General features: G+C 62.9%; 7 protein-coding genes. 3 read left to right on the plus strand and 4 right to left on the minus strand.

What is annotated here, in order from left to right:
* Positions 1-88: 88 nt before the first annotated feature.
* Positions 89-19672 (plus strand): non-ribosomal peptide synthase/polyketide synthase, encoded by a 19584-nt coding sequence (locus I7X09_RS20925; RefSeq protein ID WP_200313460.1) that lies wholly within the window; start codon positions 89-91, stop codon positions 19670-19672.
* A 71-nt stretch (positions 19673-19743) separates the two neighbouring features.
* Here I7X09_RS20925 and I7X09_RS20930 read toward each other — a convergent pair whose 3' ends face one another.
* Positions 19744-19959: a BldC family transcriptional regulator gene (locus I7X09_RS20930; protein ID WP_095971307.1), complete on the minus strand. Its 216-nt coding sequence runs from the start codon at positions 19957-19959 to the stop codon at positions 19744-19746.
* A 111-nt stretch (positions 19960-20070) separates the two neighbouring features.
* Between I7X09_RS20930 and I7X09_RS20935 the strand changes: the two genes are divergently transcribed.
* Positions 20071-20478 (plus strand): RidA family protein, encoded by a 408-nt coding sequence (locus I7X09_RS20935; protein ID WP_200313462.1) that lies wholly within the window; start codon positions 20071-20073, stop codon positions 20476-20478.
* Positions 20479-20500: 22 nt separating this feature from the next.
* On the opposite strand, the gene I7X09_RS20940 is transcribed toward I7X09_RS20935, so the two are convergent.
* Entirely contained in the window at positions 20501-20770 is a 270-nt protein-coding gene (locus I7X09_RS20940; RefSeq protein ID WP_007734706.1) for a DUF4235 domain-containing protein, read from the minus strand.
* A gap of 189 nt (positions 20771-20959) precedes the next feature.
* Between I7X09_RS20940 and I7X09_RS20945 the strand changes: the two genes are divergently transcribed.
* A complete protein-coding gene (locus I7X09_RS20945; protein ID WP_095971309.1) occupies positions 20960-21175 on the plus strand; it encodes a hypothetical protein in 216 nt (71 codons plus the stop codon).
* A 7-nt stretch (positions 21176-21182) separates the two neighbouring features.
* On the opposite strand, the gene I7X09_RS20950 is transcribed toward I7X09_RS20945, so the two are convergent.
* Positions 21183-22340, minus strand: coding sequence for an AI-2E family transporter (locus I7X09_RS20950; protein ID WP_095971466.1), 1158 nt, complete (start codon positions 22338-22340; stop codon positions 21183-21185).
* 64 nt (positions 22341-22404) lie between these two features.
* A complete protein-coding gene (locus I7X09_RS20955) occupies positions 22405-22881 on the minus strand; it encodes a hypothetical protein (protein WP_003945539.1) in 477 nt (158 codons plus the stop codon).
* Between the last annotated feature and the right edge of the window lie 9 nt (positions 22882-22890).

The following is a 22890-nucleotide window of genomic DNA, read 5'->3' on the forward strand; positions in this document are numbered from 1 at the left end:
GTAGCCGGTTCGGTCATCTCGCGCCGCAAGCCCACAGCAATCGATGCAGGCCGTCGGTACTTTTTTCGGCAGATGAGAGAACGACGCTGTGCATGCTGATCGACGTTTCGAGCCCTTTCCGCTGACCAACGCACAACGCGGAATCTGGTTTGCCCAGCTACTGCGTACCGATGTGCCGATCACGATCGCGCAGTATGTCGTGGTCGACGGATCTCTCGACGCTGCGGTTCTCGAAAGGGCCTGCGTCGCAGCAGCGCATGAGTTCGGCTCCGGAATGCTGAAACTCCTCGAGGTGGACGGCGAACCTTTTCAGCAGATCGATTCCGACCTCAGCCAGAGCGTCGAGGTCGTCGATCTGAGCTGCGAACTCGAGCCGGAGACGGCCGCACTCGAGTGGATGCGGAACGAGTACACCCGCCCTTTCGACCTACTCACTGATCGGTTGGTGAAATCTGCGGTCCTGAGCGTCGGCGCGAACCGTCATTACTGGTACTGCCGGATCCACCATCTGGTACTCGACGGCTACGGCGCCATGAACTTCATGACACGCATCGCCGAGTTGTACTCGGCGGAGGTTGCCGGTCTCGAAGTCCCGGAATCCTCGGCCCACGATCTTGGTGCCGTGTACGCGGCCGAGGCCGAATATCGCCGTTCGCCGCGATTCACCAGGGATCGGGACTACTGGGCAGCCAAGACGGCTGAGCTTCCCGCAGCCTCGAGCCTGGCCGGCAGGCGGATGGACGCCACAGCGGGTGCTGTCGTTGTCGGACGACCACTCGACGCTGCGAATGCGATGGTCAGCGCGGACGGATTCTCTTCTGTGGTGGCGGTAGCGGCCTTTGCGCTCTATTTCGCCCGTGTGACCGGCACCGAAGACGTGGTCCTGAGTTTGCCGGTGACTGCGCGAACGAACAAAGTTCTGCGTGGTTCGGGTGGAATGATCTCCAATGTCGTTCCGGTACGAGTCTCGGTGACTGCGAGGACCACCGTCGCCGAATTGAGGGCGGCAGTCCAACTGGAATTGACCGGTGCGCTCAGACATCAGCGATACCGCACCGAAGACATGCGACGCGATCGAGGCCTCGGCGCCGAGCGTGGATTCTTCGGTCCCGCGATCAACATCATGAACTTTCACCCCGAAGTGGTCCTGGGTTCGGTAACCGGTCGATTCCACGTGCTGTCGACGGGGCCGGTGGAAGACCTGTCGGTCAACATCTATCCGAGTGCGTCGGGCGATGCGCCGAGAATCGATTTCGAGGCCAATCCCGATCTGTACGACGCGGATACCCTCAGCGACCACGTTCGTCGGTACGTCGACCTGTTGATTCGCTACGGTGACGCGCTGCCGGACACCCGGGTTCTCGATCTCGAGATCCTGAGCGACGAGGAACGGATGGCACTCGTTCCGGCGCGCGGACCTGCCGCGCTGAAGCCGATGACATTGCCCTCGATTCTCTCGACCGGCGTCACGGCGTCGCCGGAGGGGATCGCACTGCAATGTGGAGCTCGGCAGCTCACCTACCGCGAACTCGATCGACGATCCAACGTTCTTGCTCGAATGCTCATCCGGCTCGGAGTAGGACCCGGTGCCGGTGTGGCGATCGCGCTGCCCCGATCGATCGATGCCGTCGTCGCGTGGTGGTCGGTTGCCAAGACCGGCGCCGCCTGTGTTCCGGTGGACCCCGCGTACCCGATCGAACGAATCGCTCACATGGTTCGGGACAGCAATGCTGTTGTGGGACTGACCGATTCGACTGTCCGACAGTTCTTGCCCGGCGATCCGGACTGGATCTCGATCGACGGATTCAGTTATGTCGGTGACGAGTCCGTTGTCGGCGACGCCGACCGCACGGCGCCGTTGCGAAGCGATCACACCGCGTATCTGATCTACACGTCCGGGTCCACCGGTACGCCGAAAGGTGTTGCCGTCACGCATAACGCGTTGGTCGATTTCACCGCCTGGGGTCGTCCTGAACTCGGCGTCGGAGTGCATTCGCGGGTACTGAGATTCTCGTCGGCAAGTTTCGACGCTTCAGTCTTCGAAATGGTCCAGGCGTTCAGTGCCGGTGCGACGATGGTCATCGCTCCGTCCGATGTCTTCGGCGGCGACGAGCTCACCGAACTACTGCGCAGCGAGCGCGTCACCCACATCATCAGTGCGCCGGCAATTCTGAGCACTGTGGACGCCACCGTTCTCCCGGATCTCGAAGCCGTCGTTGTCGGTGGCGACGTGTGTCCGCCGGATCTGGTTCGGCGCTTCGGCCCGATCTGCCGGTTCTACAACAGCTACGGCCCCACCGAATCGACGATCGTCATCACCACGACGTCTCCGCTGTCACTCGACGACGCCATCACGATCGGTTCACCCGTTCAAGGCGCATATCTGATGGTTCTGGACCGCTGGTTGCGGCCAGTGCCGGTCGGTGTGGCCGGTGAACTGTATCTCGGTGGCCCCGGGTTGGCTCAGGGCTACCACGCACGTTCGGCCCTGACCGCTGCGAGTTTTGTCGCTGACCCTCTGGGCGGCGGAACTCGGTTGTACCGCACCGGTGACATAGTGCGTTGGACTCCGGAGGTCTCGCTCGAGTATGTCGGCCGCTCCGATTTCCAGGTGCAGGTCAATGGACTTCGGATCGAACTCGGTGAGATCGACGCTGTTCTCGCACAGCATGAATCCATCGATGTCGTCGTGACGCTGGCTCGCGGCACCGTGTACTCGTACGTGAAGATCAAGGCCGGCTACAGTCTCGACGAAGAGGCTCTGACCGCACACGCATCTCGATTCCTGCCCGCCCACATGGTTCCGGCGCAGTTGGTGCCGCTTGTCGACGTGCCATTGACCCCGGCCGGAAAGATCGATCGCCAAGCGTTACCCGAACCGGAACTTCGGTCGGCCGACCAGAATTACCGGGCACCGAGCGGGCCGGTCGAGCGCATCATCGCCGACGCCGCTGCGTCAGTTCTCGGCATCGAGCGAGTCGGCGTCGACGATTCGTTCTTCGCACTGGGCGGAGACAGCATCGTTGCCATCTCACTCGTCTCGCGAGCGAAATCAGCCGGCGTCGTCTTCACCCCGCGCGATGTGTTCGAACGTAAGACCGTGGCTCGATTGGCCGAAATTGCGCGTCCGGTAGATGAATCCGTTGTGCTCGACGAATTGCCGGGTGGGGGAGTGGGGTTTGTCCCCCTGACCCCGATCGCTACCGAGATCCTGGGCACGGCCGGCAGCATCGATGCCTTCTATCAAGCCGTGTCAGTCAGTGTTCCTGCTGGAGTGAATCTTTCGCGTCTCGTCGCGACTCTGCAGGTGGTTGTCGATCGGCACGACGCGCTCCGTGCGCGCTTGCTGCCCGACCACTCCGGGCTCGACATTGCCCCGACCTGTGCCGTCGATACATGGGTTCGCCGAACGGTCACCGACGCGGCACCCGGAAACCCGGAGTTCGAGGACGCTCTCACCGAGGCGACCGCAGACGCCGCCTCGAGGCTCGATCCGTACCGCGGCGTCACAGTTCAGATGGTCTGGCTCGATTCGGTGCTCGGTTCGGGCCGCTTGGTCATCGTCATCCACCATCTTGTCGTAGACGGTGTCTCCTGGCGGATTCTGCTTCCCGACTTCGCCGCTGCGTGGCAACAGATCATTGACGGTGGCACACCGGTATTGATGCCCGTCGGTACGTCACTGCGGCGTTGGTCGCACGGACTCGCCGACGTGTCACCGTCGGCGGAACTCGAGTACTGGCGAGAGGTCGTCGACTCCGCCGCTGCACTCTGTGGTTCGCGTCCACTCGATGCGGAACGGGACCGAGGGTCGTCACTCCGTAGGGTGCGGATCGACATCGACCACGGCATGACGGATCACTTGTTGCGCTCCGTGCCGTCGCACTATCGGAGCGGTGTCAACGACGGATTGCTCAGCGCACTTGCCCTGGCAATACGCACCTGGAGCGGATCGCAGCGCGTGCTCGTCGCGCTCGAAGGTCACGGACGTGACGAAGACGTGCTGCCCGGCGCTGACCTGTCCCGGACCGTCGGTTGGTTCACAGCGGTGTACCCGGTCCGAATGGATCTCACCGGACTCGGAGCGGACGTACCTACGGTCGTGAAATCCGTCAAGGAACAGCTGCGAGCTACACCCGGGTCCGGCATCGGGTACGGGCTGCTACGCCGTGCCGGGATGCTGACCGGTCCGGAGCCACAGATCGGTTTCAACTACCTGGGCAAACTGTCCACCGCGGAGTTCAGCGACGAACTGCGTTCCGCCGGCTGGATTCCCGATGCCGGAATCGATCTCAACAACGGCAGTGGAAGCGATCTCGCTGTCAGCCGTGCGATCGACATCAACGCCGCGGTCGTGGACGGACCGCACGGCGAATACCTTTCGGCGACATTCGCCTTCCCCGAAGGTATCTTCGAACCCGGAGTAGTCGAGGAGCTTGCACAGTCGTGGCGCGATGCCCTGGAGACGATTGTCGCCTCCGTCGGTGATCATGCCGGTCTCACACCGTCCGACGTGCCTCTGGTCTCGACGTCACAGGACGAAATAGAACTGTGGGAGAAGCGGTTCGGCCACCTGGAGGACATCTGGTCGCTCTCGCCGCTGCAAGCCGGATTCCAGTTTCACGCCGGCCTCACTGCCGATACAGTCGACGTCTACACCGGCCAGATCGTTCTGTCGCTGGCTGGAATCGTCGACAGCGAGCGACTACACCGGTCGCTCTCGAGATTGTTCGAGCGTCACGCCGCGCTTCGGACCGCCTTCGTCTACGACTCGAACGGCGTTGCAGCACAGCTCGTTCTCGATTCCGTGACAACTCCGTGGCGGGAGGTGCTCGGGGGTGACCCGCACGCCATCGCGGAACGAGAGCGTACGACGCCCTTCGATCTCACAACCCCTCCGCTGCTTCGTGCAGTTCTGGTGCGCGAGGGTTCGGACTCCGCGCACCTGATCGTCACCAATCACCACATTCTCTTCGACGGTTGGTCCATGCCGTTGTTGGTGCGCGATCTACTTTCGCTCTACGCCGCCGACACATCGCTCTCGGCTCCTGCTCGGTCGTACCGCACGTATCTGGACTGGCTGGCCGAACAAGACAACGGCGAGGCATTGGAACGGTGGACCGGCGCGCTGGCGGGGGCGGACGAACCGATGCTGATCGCACCGCACCGCGCCGAATCCTCCGTGCACGCAGTTCCCGTGGACGTCGACGTCCCGCTGGAAGCCTCGTCGACCGAGGCCGTCGTCGCGTTGGCCAAGCGCACCGGGGTCACGGTCAACACCGTCGTCCAGACAGCATGGGGCCTGCTGCTGGGTGGAATGCTCGGGCGTGACGACGTCGTGTTCGGCGCCACCGTCTCCGGTCGACCCGCGTCGCTGACCGGGGTCGAAGACATTCTCGGCCTGTTCATCAACACCGTCCCCGTTCGCGTCCGCGTGGACCCGGACGGTTCGGTTTCCGAACTGCTCGAACAAGTTCAGTCCGAGCAGGTCCGGTTGCTCGACAGCCATCACGTCGGTCTTGCCGAGGTGCAGTCGGCGGTGGGCGCCGGCGCGGTGTTCGACACGTTGACGGTGTTCGAGTCGTATCCCGTGGATCGTTCGGCGCTCGAATCCGCGACGGACATCGCCGGGATGCGCATCACGGGTATCGAGGTCGCAGACGCGACTCATTACCCGCTGGCGCTGGTCACCGTCCTCGAACCGAGCCTCCGTCTCACCATCGAGTACGCACCCGACGCAATGGACCACGACGCCACGGTGCGTCTGGGCGGACGTCTCGCATCGATACTTGCTGCGATGACCGAGGAGAGTGTCCGCATCCGGGACATCGACTCTCTCGACGATGCCGAACGTCGGCTCGTGCTCGACGAGTGGAACAACACTTCCCACCCTGTGGTCGATGCGACGCTGCTCGATCTGATCTTCGCCGACGCTGACGTCGCCGACATGTCCGGTGCTGCAATGACCTTCGGAGACGCGACGGTCAGCTACCGTGAATTCCGTGCCCAGGTCAACTCTCTTGCTCGCCACCTCGTCGACTGTGGGGTCGGGCCCGAGTCTCTCGTTGCGATCGCGCTGCAACGAAGTGCGCATTACGTGGTCGCGGTCCACGCCGTCATCGCCGCAGGTGGAGCGTATCTTCCGATCGATCCGAAACACCCGGGTGAGCGGATCCGGCATGTGCTCGACATAGGAGCACCATCGGTAGTGCTGTCGATGACGGCCGATGCCGCATCTCTGCCTGCGGAGATCGAGCCGGTGCTTCTCGACGAGATCGATCTTTCGGGGTACTCCACCGACCGGATCGAGGACGTCGAGCGTTCCGGTCACGTATCTCCGGATCACGTTGCCTACGTGATGTTCACGTCCGGGTCCACCGGGAAACCCAAAGGTGTTGCAGTCTCGCATCGTGCGATAGTCAATCGCCTGCTGTGGATGCAACATCAATACCCGCTCTCGCCTCGGGATGTCGTGCTGCACAAGACGCCGGCCACCTTCGACGTTTCGGTGTGGGAGTTGTTCTGGCCGTTCGTCACCGGTTCGAGGCTGGTCGTAGCCGAACCCGACGGACACCGCGATGCGCGTTACCTGTCGGAGTTGATCGCTCGCGAAGGTGTCACCACCTTGCACTTCGTCCCGTCGATGCTCGACGTCTTTCTCGTCGACGGAGATCTCTCGCAACTCGAGTCCGTTCGAAGGGTGTTCGCAAGCGGTGAGGCACTTCCGCGTGCGACGGTGAGTCGCTTCCACGAACGAATCGGTGCAGATCTGCACAATCTCTACGGTCCCACCGAAGCTGCCGTGGACGTGACGTTCCACGAGACGGATTCCGCGGCAACGGGCCCGGTGCCGATCGGTGCTCCGGTCTGGAACACTCGAACCTACGTGCTGGATCAGCGCCTGACGCCCAGCCCGATAGGAGTTCCGGGAGAGCTGTATCTCGCGGGAGTGCAGCTCGCCCGTGGCTACGTGGATCGTCCTGATCTGACTGCAGATCGCTTTGTGGCCAACCCTTTCGGCACTGGGCGCTTGTACCGCACCGGTGACCTCGTCATGTGGAATGCCCGTGGTGAGATCGAGTATCTCGGGCGTACCGATTTTCAGGTGAAGCTTCGCGGACAGCGCTTGGAACTCGGCGAGATCGACGCCGTCCTGCTGGAACTCACGGGCATTCTCTCCGCCGTCACCGTCGTACACGAGGATCGCCTGGTCGCTTACGTCACTGCTGAATCGGCAACCGACACTGCGCTTCTCGCCGCTCATGCGCGGGCGAAGTTGCCCACCTACATGGTCCCCTCCGTCTTCGTGATCTTGTCGTCGATGCCGCTCGGTCCGAACGGTAAACTTGACAGGCGAGCTCTGCCGGAACCGGATGTGGCTGCAGGAGAATACGTCGCTCCGTCCTCCGAATCCGAAAAAGCCATTGCGGCAATCTTTTCCGAGCTCCTCGGAGTGGACCGTATCGGCGTCACCGCCGACTACTTTGTCCTCGGTGGCAACTCGCTCACGGCTACGCGGGCCGTGGCGCGGATAAATTCGGCGCTGGGATCCTCGCTGGGTGTTCGAGAACTGTTCGATGCTCCGACGGTCGGGGCGCTGGCTGAACTTGTCGCAGACGGTGATCGGCCCACGGGCACAGGGCTCGCTCCACGGCAACGACCGGAACAAATTCCGCTCTCACCGGCCCAGCAGAGAATGTGGTTCCTCAACCGTTTCGATCCGGAATCCGGGGCATACAACATTGCGGCAGCACTCTCGCTGTCGGGCGACCTGAACGTCCAGGTTCTGCACCAGGCGATCAGCGACGTCGTCAACCGGCACGAGGTGCTGCGAACTCTCTATCCTGATTCGGAGCAGGGGCCGTACCAGCGCATTCTCGACGAGGTGCCGGTCGATCTCGAACCGGTGGATGTCAGTGACCCAGTCGCGGTGATCAGCGAAGTGGTCGGCAGCGGGTTCGACGTCACCACTGAGGTCCCCGTGCGGGTCGCGCTTCTGCGGTCCTCTGGGCGGGAGCACGTTCTTGTTCTGGTCGTTCACCACATCAGCGGCGACGGGTGGTCGATGCAGCCACTGGCCGCGGACGTGATGACGGCATACGCATCGAGGTTGGCGGGCGAGGCGCCGCAGTGGACGCCGTTGAGTGTCCACTACGCGGACTACACGCTCTGGAAGATCGATTCTCTCGGCGACGAGGACGATCCGCGGTCGGAGGCGTCACGGCAGATCGACTACTGGCGCGGCGCATTGACGAACGTGCCGACTCGCCTCGATTTCCCCACGGACCGAACGCATCCGCCCGTCGCCTCGTATCGCGGAGGGACGGTGTCGTCGGCAGTTTCCGCTCAGACCTACAGCGCCGTGGAAACCCTGGCTCGCAGCACTCGATCCACACCGTTCATGGTCCTGCACTCCGCATTGTCGGTTCTGCTGTCCCGGATGGCGGGGGAGACCGACATCGCGATCGGCACCCCGGTCAGCGGACGCGGCGATCGGACCCTCGACAATCTCGTCGGCATGTTCGTCGGGACCGTGGTTCTTCGGACACAAGTGGATCCGGCCGCAACTTTCCGCGCACTGCTCGAGACGACCCGCAACGCCGACCTCTCGGCATTTGCCCACGCCGACATTCCCTTCGAGCGTCTGGTGGAGGTGCTCGACCCGCCTCGTTCGTCGGCGCACCATCCCCTCTTCCAGGTAGTACTCGCCACCGGCGATATTCCGACTCCATCCGTGCAGCTTCCCGGCCTTACCGTCTCTCAGGTCGCGTTGGATGCGAGGATCTCGAAATTCGATCTCCAACTGGATGTGTCGTCTCCGGGCCCGGACGGGTCGGTGACCACGACGTGGACCTATGCAGTCGACATCTTCGACGAACCGACCGTGCGCGAGATCGCGGCTCGGTTTGCCGCCGTTCTCGACACTGTCGTCGCTGAACCGGAATCAGTGGTCGGTGACCTCGATCTGCGGACGTTGCCAGAGATCGAACGCCAGGAAGCTGCAGATACGGTCGCTCTGGCAGAACTGACGCTGCCGGAGATACTTGCTGCCGGCGTCAGCAGGTCGAACGGCGGTTCGGCGTTGCTGTGCGGCGACCTCGAACTCTCGTACGACGACGTAGACCGGCGCACCAATCGGTGGGCGCGGGCACTCGTCGCGCAAGGAATCGGTCCCGAATCGGTAGTGGCGATTGCCATTCCACGATCTGCGACGTCCGTCCTCGCGACCTGGGCCGTCGCCAAGACCGGAGCCGCTTTCGTACCCGTCGACCCGAGTTACCCGGCCGAGCGTATCGAGCACATGCTCACCGATTCGGGTGCAGTCCTGACGCTGACCGACGACGTGGCGGTGTCATTGGATCGCGCCGATGTCGGCGACGCTCGACTCGTCGACTCCGAACGCACGTCACCGATTCGGATGGATAACACCGCGTACGTCATCTACACGTCGGGATCGACCGGCGTTCCCAAGGGCGTCGCCGTCTCGCATGCGGGGCTGGCGGCGTTGGTCGGCGAACAGGTTCGACGATACGGACTCGACAACCGCAGTCGCACCATGCATTTCGCCTCACCGAGCTTCGATGCTTCGGTGCTCGAACTGGCCATGGCCGTTGGTGCGGGCGCCGCGATGCTTGTTGTTCCCACCGGAGTTTACGGCGGTGCCGAGCTGGCAGATCTCATGCGCGCGTCGAAGATCACCCATGCGTTCGTGACCCCGGCAGCTCTGGCCACGGTCGAACCGGCGGACGTTCCCGATCTGGGTGTCGTGATCGTCGGGGGTGAAGCGTGCGACGCTGCGTTGGCCGCGCTGTGGGCACCGACACGAAAGATGTTCAACGCGTACGGTCCCACCGAGTCCACCGTCATGGCTACCCTCGCGGGACCCATGTCGGCGACCGATCGGATCACCATCGGTAGTCCCGTTGTCGGGACCGTCGCACATGTTCTCGACTCTCGCCTCCGTCCCGTTCCGGACGGTGTGACAGGTGAGCTGTATCTGAGCGGGCGTGGACTGGCCCGCGGTTACCACCGTCGCGGCGACCTGACGGCAGCTCGATTCGTTGCCGATCCCGCACGCTCGGGCCTGCGGATGTACCGCACCGGCGACCTCGTGCGACGTCGTGGAACGGAACTCGAGTATCTCGGCCGTAGCGATTCACAGGTCAAGATTCGTGGGTTCCGCATCGAACTCGGTGAGATCGACGCAGTGCTCGCCGTGCACGCGGGCGTGCGAACTGCGGTGACGACCGCACACCAGACCGACGGGCTGCACTCGTACGTCGTTGGTGAGTATCTGGACCCGGAGGAAGTACGCACCTTCGTCTCCAGTCTGCTACCCGCACATATGATTCCGGACTCCGTGATCGTCGTCGAGGAGATTTCGCTGACACCGGCCGGCAAAGTCGATTACCGAGCACTACCCGCGCCCACGATGCACCGGAACGCGTTCGTCGCACCGGTTACGAAGACGGAGACGTTGATCAGCCGGATCTTCGGCGACGTTCTGGATGTCGACCAGGTGAGCGTGGTGGACGACTTCTTCGACCTCGGTGGAAACTCGCTGAGCGCTACCCGAGTGATGGGACGAGTCGGCACCGAACTCTCGGTTGCCCTCCCGGTTCGGGTCCTCTTCGACGCCAGGACAGTCGCGGCGCTCGCTGCGGCAGTCGACGGAGCGCACCGCAGTACCCGCCTCACTCTGACGGCCGGGCCCAGGCCGGATCGGATCCCGCTCTCGCCCGCGCAATCACGAATGTGGATTCTCAATCGATACGATCCCACCTCACCCGCATACAACATCCCGCTCGTCCTTCGCCTGCGCGGGCAGCTCGATTCCTCAGCTTTGCGAGAAGCGCTGTCGGACATCCTTCTTCGTCACGAATCCCTGCGAACCATCTTCCCCGAAGACGCAGCTGGGCCCTATCAGTCCGTTCTCGGAGATGCCGACATACCCTTCCGTCACACGGTGGTTTCTCCCGAACAGGCTGCCGACCTGATTGTCGACGCTCTGAGCGAGGGCTTCGACGTCACCCGGGAAATCCCGTTGCGGGTGAATCTGTTCGAACTCTCGGCCGACGAACACATCCTGGCCGCCGTGGTTCACCACATCGCCGCGGACGGTGCGTCAGTGGCGCCGCTCGCTCGGGATCTGGTTCTCGCCTACTCGGCACGCCGTTCGGGAGCAGAGCCGTCGCTGACGCCCCTGGTAGTTCAGTATCCCGACTACAGCGTGTGGCAGCACCAGGTCCTCGGTTCGGAAAGTGACCGGACCAGTGTTGCTTCGAGGCAGGCCGAGTACTGGCGTGACCAGTTGGCCGGAGCGCCGGAGCTTCTCGAACTGCCCACCGATTTCCCGCGGCCGGCGATTGCGTCGTTGCGCGGAGCGAGCACCGAACTGGTGCTGACGTCCGAGATGGCCGGCGCTGTGAAGCAGGTGGGTCGCGCGCACGGAGCCACGCCATTCATGGTGCTTCATGCGGCCCTCGCGGTTCTTCTGTCCAACCTCGCCGCGACCGATGACGTGGTGATCGGGACACCGATTTCCGGACGCGGCGAACCGGCGCTGGACGACGTGGTCGGAATGTTCGTCGGCACGGTGGCCCTGCGTAGCCGTCTCACGCCGGCGATGTCGTTCCTGGATTTGTTGGCCCAGGTGCGAGCCACCGACCTCGCTGCATTCGAGAATGCGGACCTACCGTTCGAGCGGCTGATCGACATTCTGCAACCCCCTCGATCCCAGGCCCACGCGCCGATATTCCAGGTGGCACTCTCGCAAGAGCAGGAGGGAACCGCGGCATTCGCGCTGCCCGGCCTCGAGATCGAGGCCGTGGAGAACGCAGTCGTGCCCTCGAAGTTCGACATCCAGGTCACGATGGTCGAGCACGCTGATTCGATGAATCTCACCTGGACCTACGCCACAGATCTCTTCGCCGGCGAGTCCGTGGACGGATTTGCGGAGCGGTTCCACCGGATTCTCGCGCAGATTGTGGAGGCTCCCGACACGGCCGTCGCTGATATCGACGTACTGGCCGAGGACGAATACACCAGGCTCACGTCCGTATTCGGTCCGCCTGCGCCAACAGTTCGCACCCTGGCGGATCTTCTGACCCTGCATTCGGAATCCGAGAGTGTGGCTATCGTCTCCGAGTCGTGTGTCGAGATGACGTACAGCGAGCTGGATTTGCGATCCTCGCAGCTGGCTCGTCTCCTCATCGAGCGCGGAGCAGGCCCCGAAACGACTGTCGCAGTTTCCCTTCCGCGATCGGCTGAATCCATTCTCGCGCTGTGGGCCGTGGCCAAGACGGGCGCAACGTACGTTCCGGTGGATCCGACATACCCCGACGAGCGCATCGCTCACATGCTGAGAGACTCCGGTGCGCGGGCCGTCGTCACCGACTCCGTGACGGCGCCGACACTTCCGAACGGAATCGACACGATCGAGGTCGACGATCTCGATCTCGATCGATATTTCGCAGGGAAGGTCACCGATGTCGATCGGATCCGTCCACTGCACGTCGATCAGGTTGCCTACCTGATCTACACGTCAGGCTCGACCGGTCTCCCCAAGGGGGTCGCCGTCACTCACCGCGGACTGTCCGTGTTCTCCGCCCGCACCCGCACCGATCTGGCGGTATCGCGAGACTCTCGGGTATTACGACTGTCTTCCGCGAGTTTCGACGCCTCGATGTTCGAGATGATCCTCGCGTTCACTGCCGGTGCGACGATGGTGGTCGCTCCGCCGACGGTCATCGCCGGTGACGAACTCACCGACGTGATCCGGCGTCACCACATCACTCACGTGGTGACAGCGCCGGCGGCGATGACGACCGTCGATGCGACTACGCTCGCCGACCTCGAAACTGTGGTGCTCGGTGGCGACGTTTTCCCACCACAACTGCTCGACCGTTTTCACGACACGACACGACTCTTCAACAGCTACGGACCGACTGAGAGCACCATCGTCATCACCAAGACCGGGGCTCTCCCCGAGACTGCGGCGCTGTTCGGTGACGGTGTACAAGGAGGTGACCGTTCACTCGCGTCCGTCACGATCGGCACACCGCTCGAAGGCGTCCACGTTCTGGTCCTCGATTCCACCCTCAATCCCGTCCCCGTCGGGGTCAGGGGTGAGCTGTATCTGTCGGGCCCAGGGCTGGCTCGCGGGTATCACCGACGCGAGGGGTTGACCGCAGAACGCTTCGTCGCGAACCCGTTCGGGGCACCGGGCGCGCGTATGTACCGGACCGGTGACGTGGTCACCTGGACCGGCCAGGGCGAACTGGCCTACTTCGGACGATCCGACGCCCAGGTTCAGCTTCGCGGGCTCCGCATCGAACTGGGAGAGATCGAATCGGCTCTCGCCTCCGTCCGCGGAGTGATCGCCTCCGCTGCCACCGTTCACCGGCATGACTCTCTCGGCGATCAACTCGTCGGTTATGTCACCGTCACAGATGCGGTGTCGGCGGAGCAGATCCTCGACGTCGTCGCAGCGGTGTTGCCCCGAGCCTCGGTGCCCACTACTGTCGTCCTGCTGGATTCGCTACCCCTGACTCCGGCCGGGAAGCTCGATCGCGCAGCACTTCCCGTTCCGGAGTTCATCGCCTCGGCGACGTTCCGGGCGCCGACGACACTCGCGGAGATCCGTGTCGCGAGTGCTTTCGCCGACGTTCTCGGTACCGACACCGTCGGAGCAGAAGACAGTTTCTTCGAGCTGGGTGGAAACTCGCTCAGTGCCACACGGGCGATTGCCCGCGTCAACGCTTCGTTCGGGGTCAAACTCGGTGTTCGTGCGCTGTTCGAGGCACCCTCTGTCGCAGAACTGGCTCTGCTGGCGGGCTCGGCGGAACGCGATGACCAGCCTCGATTGGAAGCGCGACCGCGACCCGAACGTATTCCGCTCTCGCCGGCGCAGACTCGGATGTGGTTCCTCAATCGATTCGACGCCGCGGCTGCCACGGACAACCTACCGCTCGCGCTTCGTCTGAGCGGCACCCTGGACGCGTCTGTACTGGCGCTTGCGCTTCGTGACGTCGTCGAACGTCACGAGTCGTTGCGTACCTACTATCCCGACACCGCGGACGGACCCCGTCAGGAGATCCTGTCCGCGTCGTCGGTGGATCTCGATCTGGTTCAGCACGACGTCACCGACGCCGAAGCGCTGGAACGGCTCTTCGCTCTGGCCGGCGCCGGATTCGACGTGACGACTGCTGTACCGCTGCGGACCGCTTTGTATCGAATCTCCGAGACCGAGCATGTGCTCGCCGTCGTGATGCATCACATCGCATCGGACGGATCGTCACTCGGGCCCCTGGCAGCCGACGTCATGGGCGCCTATGTCTCGCGTTCTACGGGTGACGCTCCGCAGTGGGAGCCGTTGCCCGTTCAGTACGCGGATTACGCTCTCTGGCAACACGATCTGCTCGGAACCGAATCCGAACCTTCAGGTGTTGCTCAGGCGCAAATACAGTTCTGGACGTCCACGCTCGTCGGAATTCCGGACCAGTTGAATCTGCCGACGGACCGGCAGCGTCCTGCCCGTCAGAGCTATCGGGGCAAGGAGATTCACTTCACGATCGGCTCGGACACCGCCGATCGACTGCGTGATCTCGCCGCCGGATCAGGCTCGAGCCTGTTCATGGTCGTCCACGCCGCGTTCGCAGTACTACTTGCAAGGCTGGGAGACAGCGCCGACATCACTATCGGTTCGCCCATAGCGGGACGTGGACACGAGTCGCTCGACGCGCTCGTGGGGATGTTCGTGAACACCTTGGCACTTCGAACCCAGGTGAACACGGCGGCGCCGTTCACGGAACTGCTCGACCACACCCGCGATCAGGATCTCGCCGCCTTCGCGCATGCGGACCTGCCGTTCGAGAAGCTCGTCGAGATCATCGATCCCGTCAGATCGACGGCACGCCATCCGTTGTTCCAGGTGGCACTGTCCTTCCAGAACCTCACGCCGACGATGTTCGCGCTACCCGGACTGCAGATTGCGGCAGTTGGCGCCCCAGTCGAGACGGCGAAGTTCGATCTCCACCTGACAGTCACCCCGGGGGAGTCGGGTGCGATGTCGGCGTCGTTCACCTACGCGACGGATCTGTTCGACCAATCCACGGTGGCGACATTCGCCAATCGCCTCCTGCGCGTGCTCGATTCGATCGGTCATGACCCGAACGTCACGGTAGGCGACATCGCTCTGCTCGGCGACGAAGAGATCGCGGCCACCGTCAAGACGTGGAACGACACCGACACCGTCGTTCCGGAGACAACCCTCGCGGATCTGTTCGACGCCCAGGTGCACAGAACACCGAACGCCGAAGCACTGGTTTTCGGTGACCGTCGCCTGACCTATGCCGAGTTCGACGCCGAAAGCAATCGCCTGGCGCGATATCTGATCGGAATCGGTGTCGGCCCGGAAGTGACTGTTGCGCTCAATCTTCGGCGTTCCGTCGAACTGGTCGTGTGCATGTACGCGGTGGTGAAGGCGGGCGGAGCCTACGTTCCTCTCGACCCGGATCAGGCGGCAGAACGCACGGCGCACATACTCGAATCCGCCGAGACCGCCGTTGTTCTGAACACTTCTCACGATTCAGTCGACGGGCCGTACCACGTCGTGGACGTCGACACACTCGAGCTGGACGGTATCGACGGGTCGCCCGTTCGGGACACAGAACGCCTCGCACCCCTGCACACGGACAACATCGCGTATGCGATTTACACCTCCGGATCCACCGGAAAGCCCAAGGGCGTAGCGATCTCCCATCGAGCGATCACCAATCAACTCTTGTGGAAGCAGGATCAGTTCCCTCTCGATGTCGATGACCGTGTGCTCGTCAAAACCGCAGCCACCTTCGACCTGTCGGTCTGGGAGTACTGGTGGGCGTTGCAGACCGGTGCCTGCCTGATTCTCGCCGAGTCGGGAGCCCAGCAGGACGGTGACTACCTCACGTTGCTCATGGAGCGCGAACAGGTGACTACGCTGCATGCCGTTCCCTCGATGTTGTCACTGCTCAGTGCCTCCGCGCGTCGGCTGCCGAGTTCTCTGACCCGGATCCTGTGCATCGGTGAGGCACTGCCCGTACAGACCGCCAAGGATGTGCGAGATCAGAGTTCGGCGCAGGTCTACAACCTGTACGGCCCCACGGAGGCCGCGGTCAGCGTCACGGCACACCGAACGAGCGATGTCGACGTGGCGACTGTTCCGATCGGAACTCCCGCATGGAACACACGATTGCATGTACTCGACGACCGCCTTCATCCGGTTCCGGTCGGTGTTGCAGGTGAGCTCTATCTCGCCGGAGTTCAGCTGGCCCGTGGGTACATCGGGGATCCGGGGCAGAACGCGACTCGTTTCGTCGCCGATCCGAATGAAACGGGAGAGCGCCTCTATCGAACCGGCGATCTCGTTCGGTGGAATGCCGCGGGCAGTCTCGAATACCTCGAGCGTGCAGATTTCCAGGTCAAGGTTCGAGGCTTCCGCATAGAACTCGGTGAGATCGAAACAGCGTTGCGCGCCGAGCCGTCGATTCAGGATGCGGTAGTCACGGTCACGACGTCAGCCACCGGCGAGCAACACCTGGTCGGTTACGTTACCGCGGTCGAGGGTTCGACAGTCGAGAAGTCGGTGATCCTGACCCGACTGCGTGCCACCCTGCCCGGCTACATGGTGCCGACTGTCCTGATGACACTCCACGCCCTCCCCCTGGGGAGTACAGGCAAGGTGGATCGACAGGCGCTCCCGGAACCGATCTTCGAGGCACGTCGATTCCGCGCACCCACCACGCCTGCCGAACTGTCGGTAGCCACCGCTTTTGCCGAGATCCTCGGTGACGGGAAGACCGACGAAGTGGGAGTCGACGACGACTTCTTCGAACGCGGCGGCAATTCGCTCAGTGCGACTCGGTTGCTCGGACGGATCAACGCCGCGGTGGGCACCGACCTGCCCGTGCGTGTGGTCTTCGAGTCGCCCACCGTCGCAGCGTTGGCTGCAGTAGTGGAAACTGCCGAGCTTTCGCGGCGACCCGCGCTGGGTTCGCAGCCGAGACCGGTGAGGATTCCGCTCTCACCGGCGCAGACTCGTATGTGGTTCCTCAACCGGTTCGATCCCGGTTCGTCGGCGTACAGCATCCCGGTGGTTCTTCGATTCGTAGGTCCGCTGGATGTCGAGGCGCTGCGCGTGAGTGTCGCCGACGTGATCGCCCGTCACGAGATCTTGAGAACTGTGTACCCGGAGTACGACGGGATGGGATACCAAGAGATTGTCGAGGCACCTCAGGTTCCCGAGATCCTCGATGTCATTGCCATTGAAGAGAATTCGCTCCACGACCTGCTGGTCGAGGTGCTCGGTGCGTCGTTCGACATCACGTCCGAAATTCCCGTGCGAGCTCATCTGTTCCAGCTCGACGAGTTCGAGTTCGTGCTGGCGATGTCGGTGCATCACATTGCGGGTGACGGTTTCTCGATGGGGCCGTTGACGCGTGATGTGATGGTTGCGTACGAGGCGCGGACCCGAGGGGTGGAGCCGTCGTGGTCGCCGCTCGAGGTGCAGTACGCGGATTACGCGTTGTGGCAGCTCGAGATGTTGGGTTCGGAAGAATCGTCGACCTCACTGATCTCGCGCCAGCTCGCGTTCTGGTCGGACACGCTCGACGGCTTGCCCTCCGTCCTCGAACTCCCGTTGGATCGGCCCCGCCCCGCGGTGGCTTCCGGTCGTGGATCGGTTCTGAACGCTCATCTCGAACCTGTCCTGCAACAGGCGATTTCCGATTTGGCTCGACGGCATCGCGCGACGCCTTTCATGGTGCTGCACGCGGCTCTGGCTGTTGTACTGTCGCGGTTCACCGGCAGTTACGACTTCGCCGTCGGGACGCCGACGGCCGGGCGCGGAGAACGCATGCTCGACGATGTGGTCGGCATGTTCGTCGGGACCGTGGTGTTGCGCACCAGCGTCGATCCAGATGAGCAGTTCCTCGACCTGCTGTCCCGCCTCCGCGACGCCGACCTCCAGGCTTTCGCTCACAGTGACGTGCCGTTCGAGCGTCTGGTGGAGTTGCTCGATCCGGTTCGCTCGCAGTCGTATTCACCGCTCTTCCAGGTCGGTCTCGCGCTGCAGAACCATCTCGATTTACGATTGACTCTCGACGGGCTGCATATCGAGAGCATCGAACCTACGGTGGTGAGCACCCAGGTCGACCTCGATTTTGTCGCGGCGGAACAGTTCGACAACGACGGTCGACCTTCCGGGCTCGTCGTTCAGCTGACGTACGCCACGGATCTCTTCGAGGAATCCACTGCCTCACGCCTGATGCACGCGTTCGAGTCGGTCTTGACTACTGCTGTAGCAGAACCGGATCGGCGAGTGGAACTTTTCGCCGTGGAGTCTGTGGTTGAGCGTGGGTTGGTGTTGGGGGGTGTGAACGTTACGGATCGTTGGGTTGAGGATGTGACGTTGGCGGATCTGGTGGCGGCTTCGGTTGAGGTGTCGTCGGCTGTGATTGTTGCGGGAGCTCGTACCCCGATGGGTCGACTCCTCGGATCGTTGAAAGACCTCTCCGGGTCCGACCTCGGCGGCATCGCCATCAAAGGCGCCCTCGACAAGTCCGGAGTCGCCCCCGAACACGTCGACTACGTCATCATGGGACAGGTCCTCACCGCCGGCGCCGGCCAGATGCCCGCCCGCCAAGCCGCCGTCGCCGCCGGCATCCCCATGAACGTGCCCGCCCTGACCATCAACAAAGTGTGCCTGTCCGGCATCGACGCCATCGCCCTCGCCGACCAACTCATCCGCGCCGGAGAATTCGACATCGTCGTCGCCGGCGGGCAGGAATCGATGTCCCGAGCACCACACATGCTCGAAAAAAGCCGCGAAGGCTTCAAATACGGCGACGTCACCCTGCGCGACCACATGGCCTACGACGGCCTCCACGACATCTTCACCGACCAGGCCATGGGCCTGCTCACCGAACAAGTCAACCAACAAGACTCCGCCCACATCACCCGCGAAGAACAGGACGCCTTCGCCGCCGCCTCACACCAGAACGCGGCCCGCGCCTGGAAAGACGGCTACTTCGACAACGAAGTCGTCCCCGTCTCCATCCCCCAACGCAAGGGCGAGCCGATCGTCTTCGCGCAGGACGAAGGCATCCGCGCCGACACCACCACCGAATCGCTCGGCAAGTTGCGTCCCGCGTTCAGCAAGGACGGCACCATCACCGCCGGCTCCGCCTCCCCGATCTCCGACGGCGCCGCCGCCGTGATCGTGATGAGCAAAACCAAAGCCGAAGACCTCGGCCTGACCTGGATCGCGGAAATCGGCGCCCACGGCGTCGTCGCCGGACCCGACTCCACCCTCCAGTCCCAACCCGCCCGCGCCATCGCCAAGGCCTGCGCCAAGGAAGGCATCGACCCCACCGACCTCGACCTCGTCGAAATCAACGAAGCATTCGCCGCCGTCGGGATCGCCTCCACCCGCGAACTCGGCCTCGACCCCGCCAAGGTCAACGTCAACGGCGGCGCCATCGCCGTCGGACACCCCCTCGGCATGTCCGGCGCCCGCATCGCCCTGCACCTCGCCCTCGAACTGCAACGCCGCGGCGGCGGCATCGGCGCAGCCGCACTCTGCGGCGGCGGCGGACAAGGCGACGCACTCATCATCCGCGTCCCCAAGGTGTAATCAGTTCCTGCTGACCAGACAGGTCGCCGAGCCCTCATCGTGCTCGGCGACCTGTCTGCTTCACGCCGGAGTCACGTCGGATCGAGTGTCGTCGAGCGGTTACGCAACAACTTCTCGATCTCCGACCGTCGGTATCTCCGATGTCCGCCAAGCGTTCTCAGCGTTCCGACTTTGCCCTCCCTCGCCCATCTCGATACCGTCGTCCGGTCGACGTGGAACAGTGCCGCAACCTGTTTGGTCGTCAGCCACTCGTCGACTGGCGCTGTGTGCTCTTCTTCTCGGCTCATTGACAGGCATTCGTAGCCGCAGCCCGGATGGACGGGTCCGATAACGAATTGGCTACCCCAGGTGCGCTGTGAAAGACTGGCTGCAAAACTTTACTATTCCTTGGGGAAACTATGTCGAAGTCGGTAACTCTGATCCGTTCCACATCACTCTCTTTGGTCGCTGAATATGCTTATGCAGCAACGGCTCCCACCGAAGCCAGACTGATCTTCCTCGCAGGATCTTGCCCGTTGAACGAGGACGGCTCTACTGCCGCCGTCGGCGATTACGCGGGACAAGCAACCAAGGCCGTCGACAACCTGAGAACCGCTCTCTCGGACGCCGGCGCGTCGATCACCGATGTGATCAGCACCCGCGTTCTGGTGGCGTCGAGCAGTCAAGAAGACCTCGTTTCGGCGTGGGAGGTAGTCCGCGACGCGTTCGGCGATCATGACGCCCCGAGCACTCTGATGGGCGTGACCGTTCTCGGCTACGACGATCAGTTGGTCGAGATCGAGGCCATCGCGGCCGTCGTCGACTGAGCTCGAACCGAACCGGACGTTCCTACCGGGGATCTTCGTGAGCCAGCGCCTGGTAGCCCTTTGCCCCCGCACGATCGACTGCGGCTCGCACAACAGCGAATATGGCCCCCTGTAGGGCTGCGGCGATCAGGACTTCCTTGCTCGACCTGCTCAAGTCTTTCGGCTCGGGCGCATTCTTGTCGTCACCGATGCGCTTCCACACCTGCTGGAAGACGGCGCCGGCCAAAATGCCGCCGAGGACGCTCGTCGCCAGTGAGAGTGGCTTGTACATCGCTTTCGATACTGCGCTCATTGCGCGGATCCTCCATGGTTCGATTTCGTACCGCCTGAGCGGGCTGACCGACTCTCACTACCCCGCAGGCGAACTGTCGAAACATTGCACCGGCGCGCCGCGAAGTCGACTGTCGCACGTTATGTTCCACGGGTTTGCCACTTCGCGGGCCGGGTAGGATCGTCTTAGCGAAAGAAGGTTGTGTAAGTCATGGAAAACTACAGAATCGAACTACCGGACGGTACAACGGTGATGGAAGATTTCGTCTCGGATCGCGCCGCAATCGCATATGCGGTCGATCTGAATCACGGGTGCAGCGAGAAAGTATCGGTATTCCGTATCACCGACGAAGGGGAAACCATCCCGACTCGGATGTGCCCCAAGCCGAATCCTGGTTCGCGGCGTCGCGCGCGAAGCGCCCGATAGAGGCCGGTCAAGAAGCGTCGAGGCGGGGGAAGAGCGTTTCTCTTGCGAGTAGCAGCAGGGCCGCAGCAACCGGAATCGCCAGCAACGCACCGACAATACCGAGCAGCGCTCCGCCCAACAGAACCGCGACAACGGTCACCAGTGCCGGGACCGCCACTGTCTTCCCGATGATCTTCGGAACAAGCAGGTAGTCCTCGAGCAGGCGTAACGCGATGAAGAACGCAACTGTCGCCAATGCCGTTGGGACAGAGACTGTCAGGGAGACCAAGGCGACGATGACCCCTGCGATCGTGGAACCGACTATCGGGATCAGATCGAGCAGGGCGACCAGCAGCGCCAGTATCAACGGGTACGGCACGTCGAAGATCAACAACCATGCGAAGGTACATCCTGCGGTGATCACGGAGATCAGAACATTGCCGAGGACGTACCCACCCACGCCTGCCAGTATCTGATCACCGATGGCGATTGCTCGTGGCCGCCGCGAATGTGGCACCAACCGATACAGATTCGTGCGGATTCGTGGATAGTCGATCAAGAAGTACGTGGTCAGTACAGCAACGATTCCGGCGTCGGCGACTGCGCTGAACACCGCCCGCCCGGCACCGAGCAAACCCGTTGCGAGCGCAGAACCCGAACCGTCCAGTTGCGTGGTGAGGTGCTGCTCGAGGTGATACTTCTCGTCGAGGTCGCTGACGATGGGATACCGGTCCCGAATGTGCGTCAGAAGTTCTGGAGCGTGCGATGCGAACTGACGCCCCTGCTCGACCAGCGGGGTGATCGCAGCAACGAGAAACAGCGCCAACATCACGGCAATCCCGAACAGCACCACGGTGACCGCGATCCAGCGTCGGAAATTTCTCCGCTCCAGCCAGACGATCACCGGTTCTATGCCCACCGCGAGAAACAGGGCCACCACGATCAGGATCAGCATGCCTCGCGCCGCAAGCAGCACTTCGATCACCGCGTAAGTCACGGCAACTCCGGCAGCGGCGGTCAGACCGATGAAGAACGGTGAACGACGATCGAACCTCGGTCCGGGTTCACCCAGCGGCCGGACGGGCGTCGCCAATGCGGCGGCTTCGCGTTCGGCCACCGCCATCGGATCCGGAGCTTGGACTTCGCTTTCGGGGTCGGGTGACGTGTCCGCGGAATTGGGATCCATCCAAGCCACCTCACGATCCGCGCGACTTCCCGGCTCGAGGGTGAGTACCCGTGCCGTAGTCGGATCAACCTCGAGGCTTCTCCGCTCCACTTCGTGTCAGCGCGAGCCCGGTTCCCACAACTCCGATGATCGACACAGCGATGGCGATGCTCGGCCAGCCGTCACTCTGCCAGTAGACGTCGTCGAGAGTGATCAGTAACGCGGCCTCGTCGACGATGAGTCCGAGCGCAATGCCCAACGCGATGCCCATCCATGTTCGTGCGCGAGGGCTTCGGTCGACGAGTCCGAAGATCGCCACCCCCGCCAACAGGAGAATTCCCCACAAGTAGTGGTGCAGATGAGTGCCGCCGGCACTGATGTCGCCGACATCCCTGGTGTCGATCTGGATCAACCACGTCACCAGACGTGCTCCGCCGAACGTCAGCGTGAAGGCCACCCACGCCAACACCAAACCGCGACGTGATTCGTCAACTTGATTCCATCTGCGAGGGAATCTGAATCTCTCGGCAGATTTCTCTTCGTCATGATCTCGAGAAAGCATGCTTCATGT

Source organism: Rhodococcus sp. P-2 (assembly GCF_016598535.1).
GTDB classification, from domain to species: domain Bacteria; phylum Actinomycetota; class Actinomycetes; order Mycobacteriales; family Mycobacteriaceae; genus Rhodococcus_F; species Rhodococcus_F baikonurensis.

What these genes read in the sequence shown, in the direction of transcription:
- I7X09_RS20930 (WP_095971307.1), bottom strand. Translation starts at nt 19,959, where the DNA reads ATGAGCCGAGAAGAAGAGCACACAGCGCCAGTCGACGAGTGGCTGACG.
- I7X09_RS20935 (WP_200313462.1), top strand. Translation starts at nt 20,071, where the DNA reads ATGTCGAAGTCGGTAACTCTGATCCGTTCCACATCACTCTCTTTGGTC.
- I7X09_RS20940 (WP_007734706.1), bottom strand. Translation starts at nt 20,770, where the DNA reads ATGAGCGCAGTATCGAAAGCGATGTACAAGCCACTCTCACTGGCGACG.
- I7X09_RS20945 (WP_095971309.1), top strand. Translation starts at nt 20,960, where the DNA reads ATGGAAAACTACAGAATCGAACTACCGGACGGTACAACGGTGATGGAA.
- I7X09_RS20950 (WP_095971466.1), bottom strand. Translation starts at nt 22,340, where the DNA reads ATGGATCCCAATTCCGCGGACACGTCACCCGACCCCGAAAGCGAAGTC.
- I7X09_RS20955 (WP_003945539.1), bottom strand. Translation starts at nt 22,881, where the DNA reads ATGCTTTCTCGAGATCATGACGAAGAGAAATCTGCCGAGAGATTCAGA.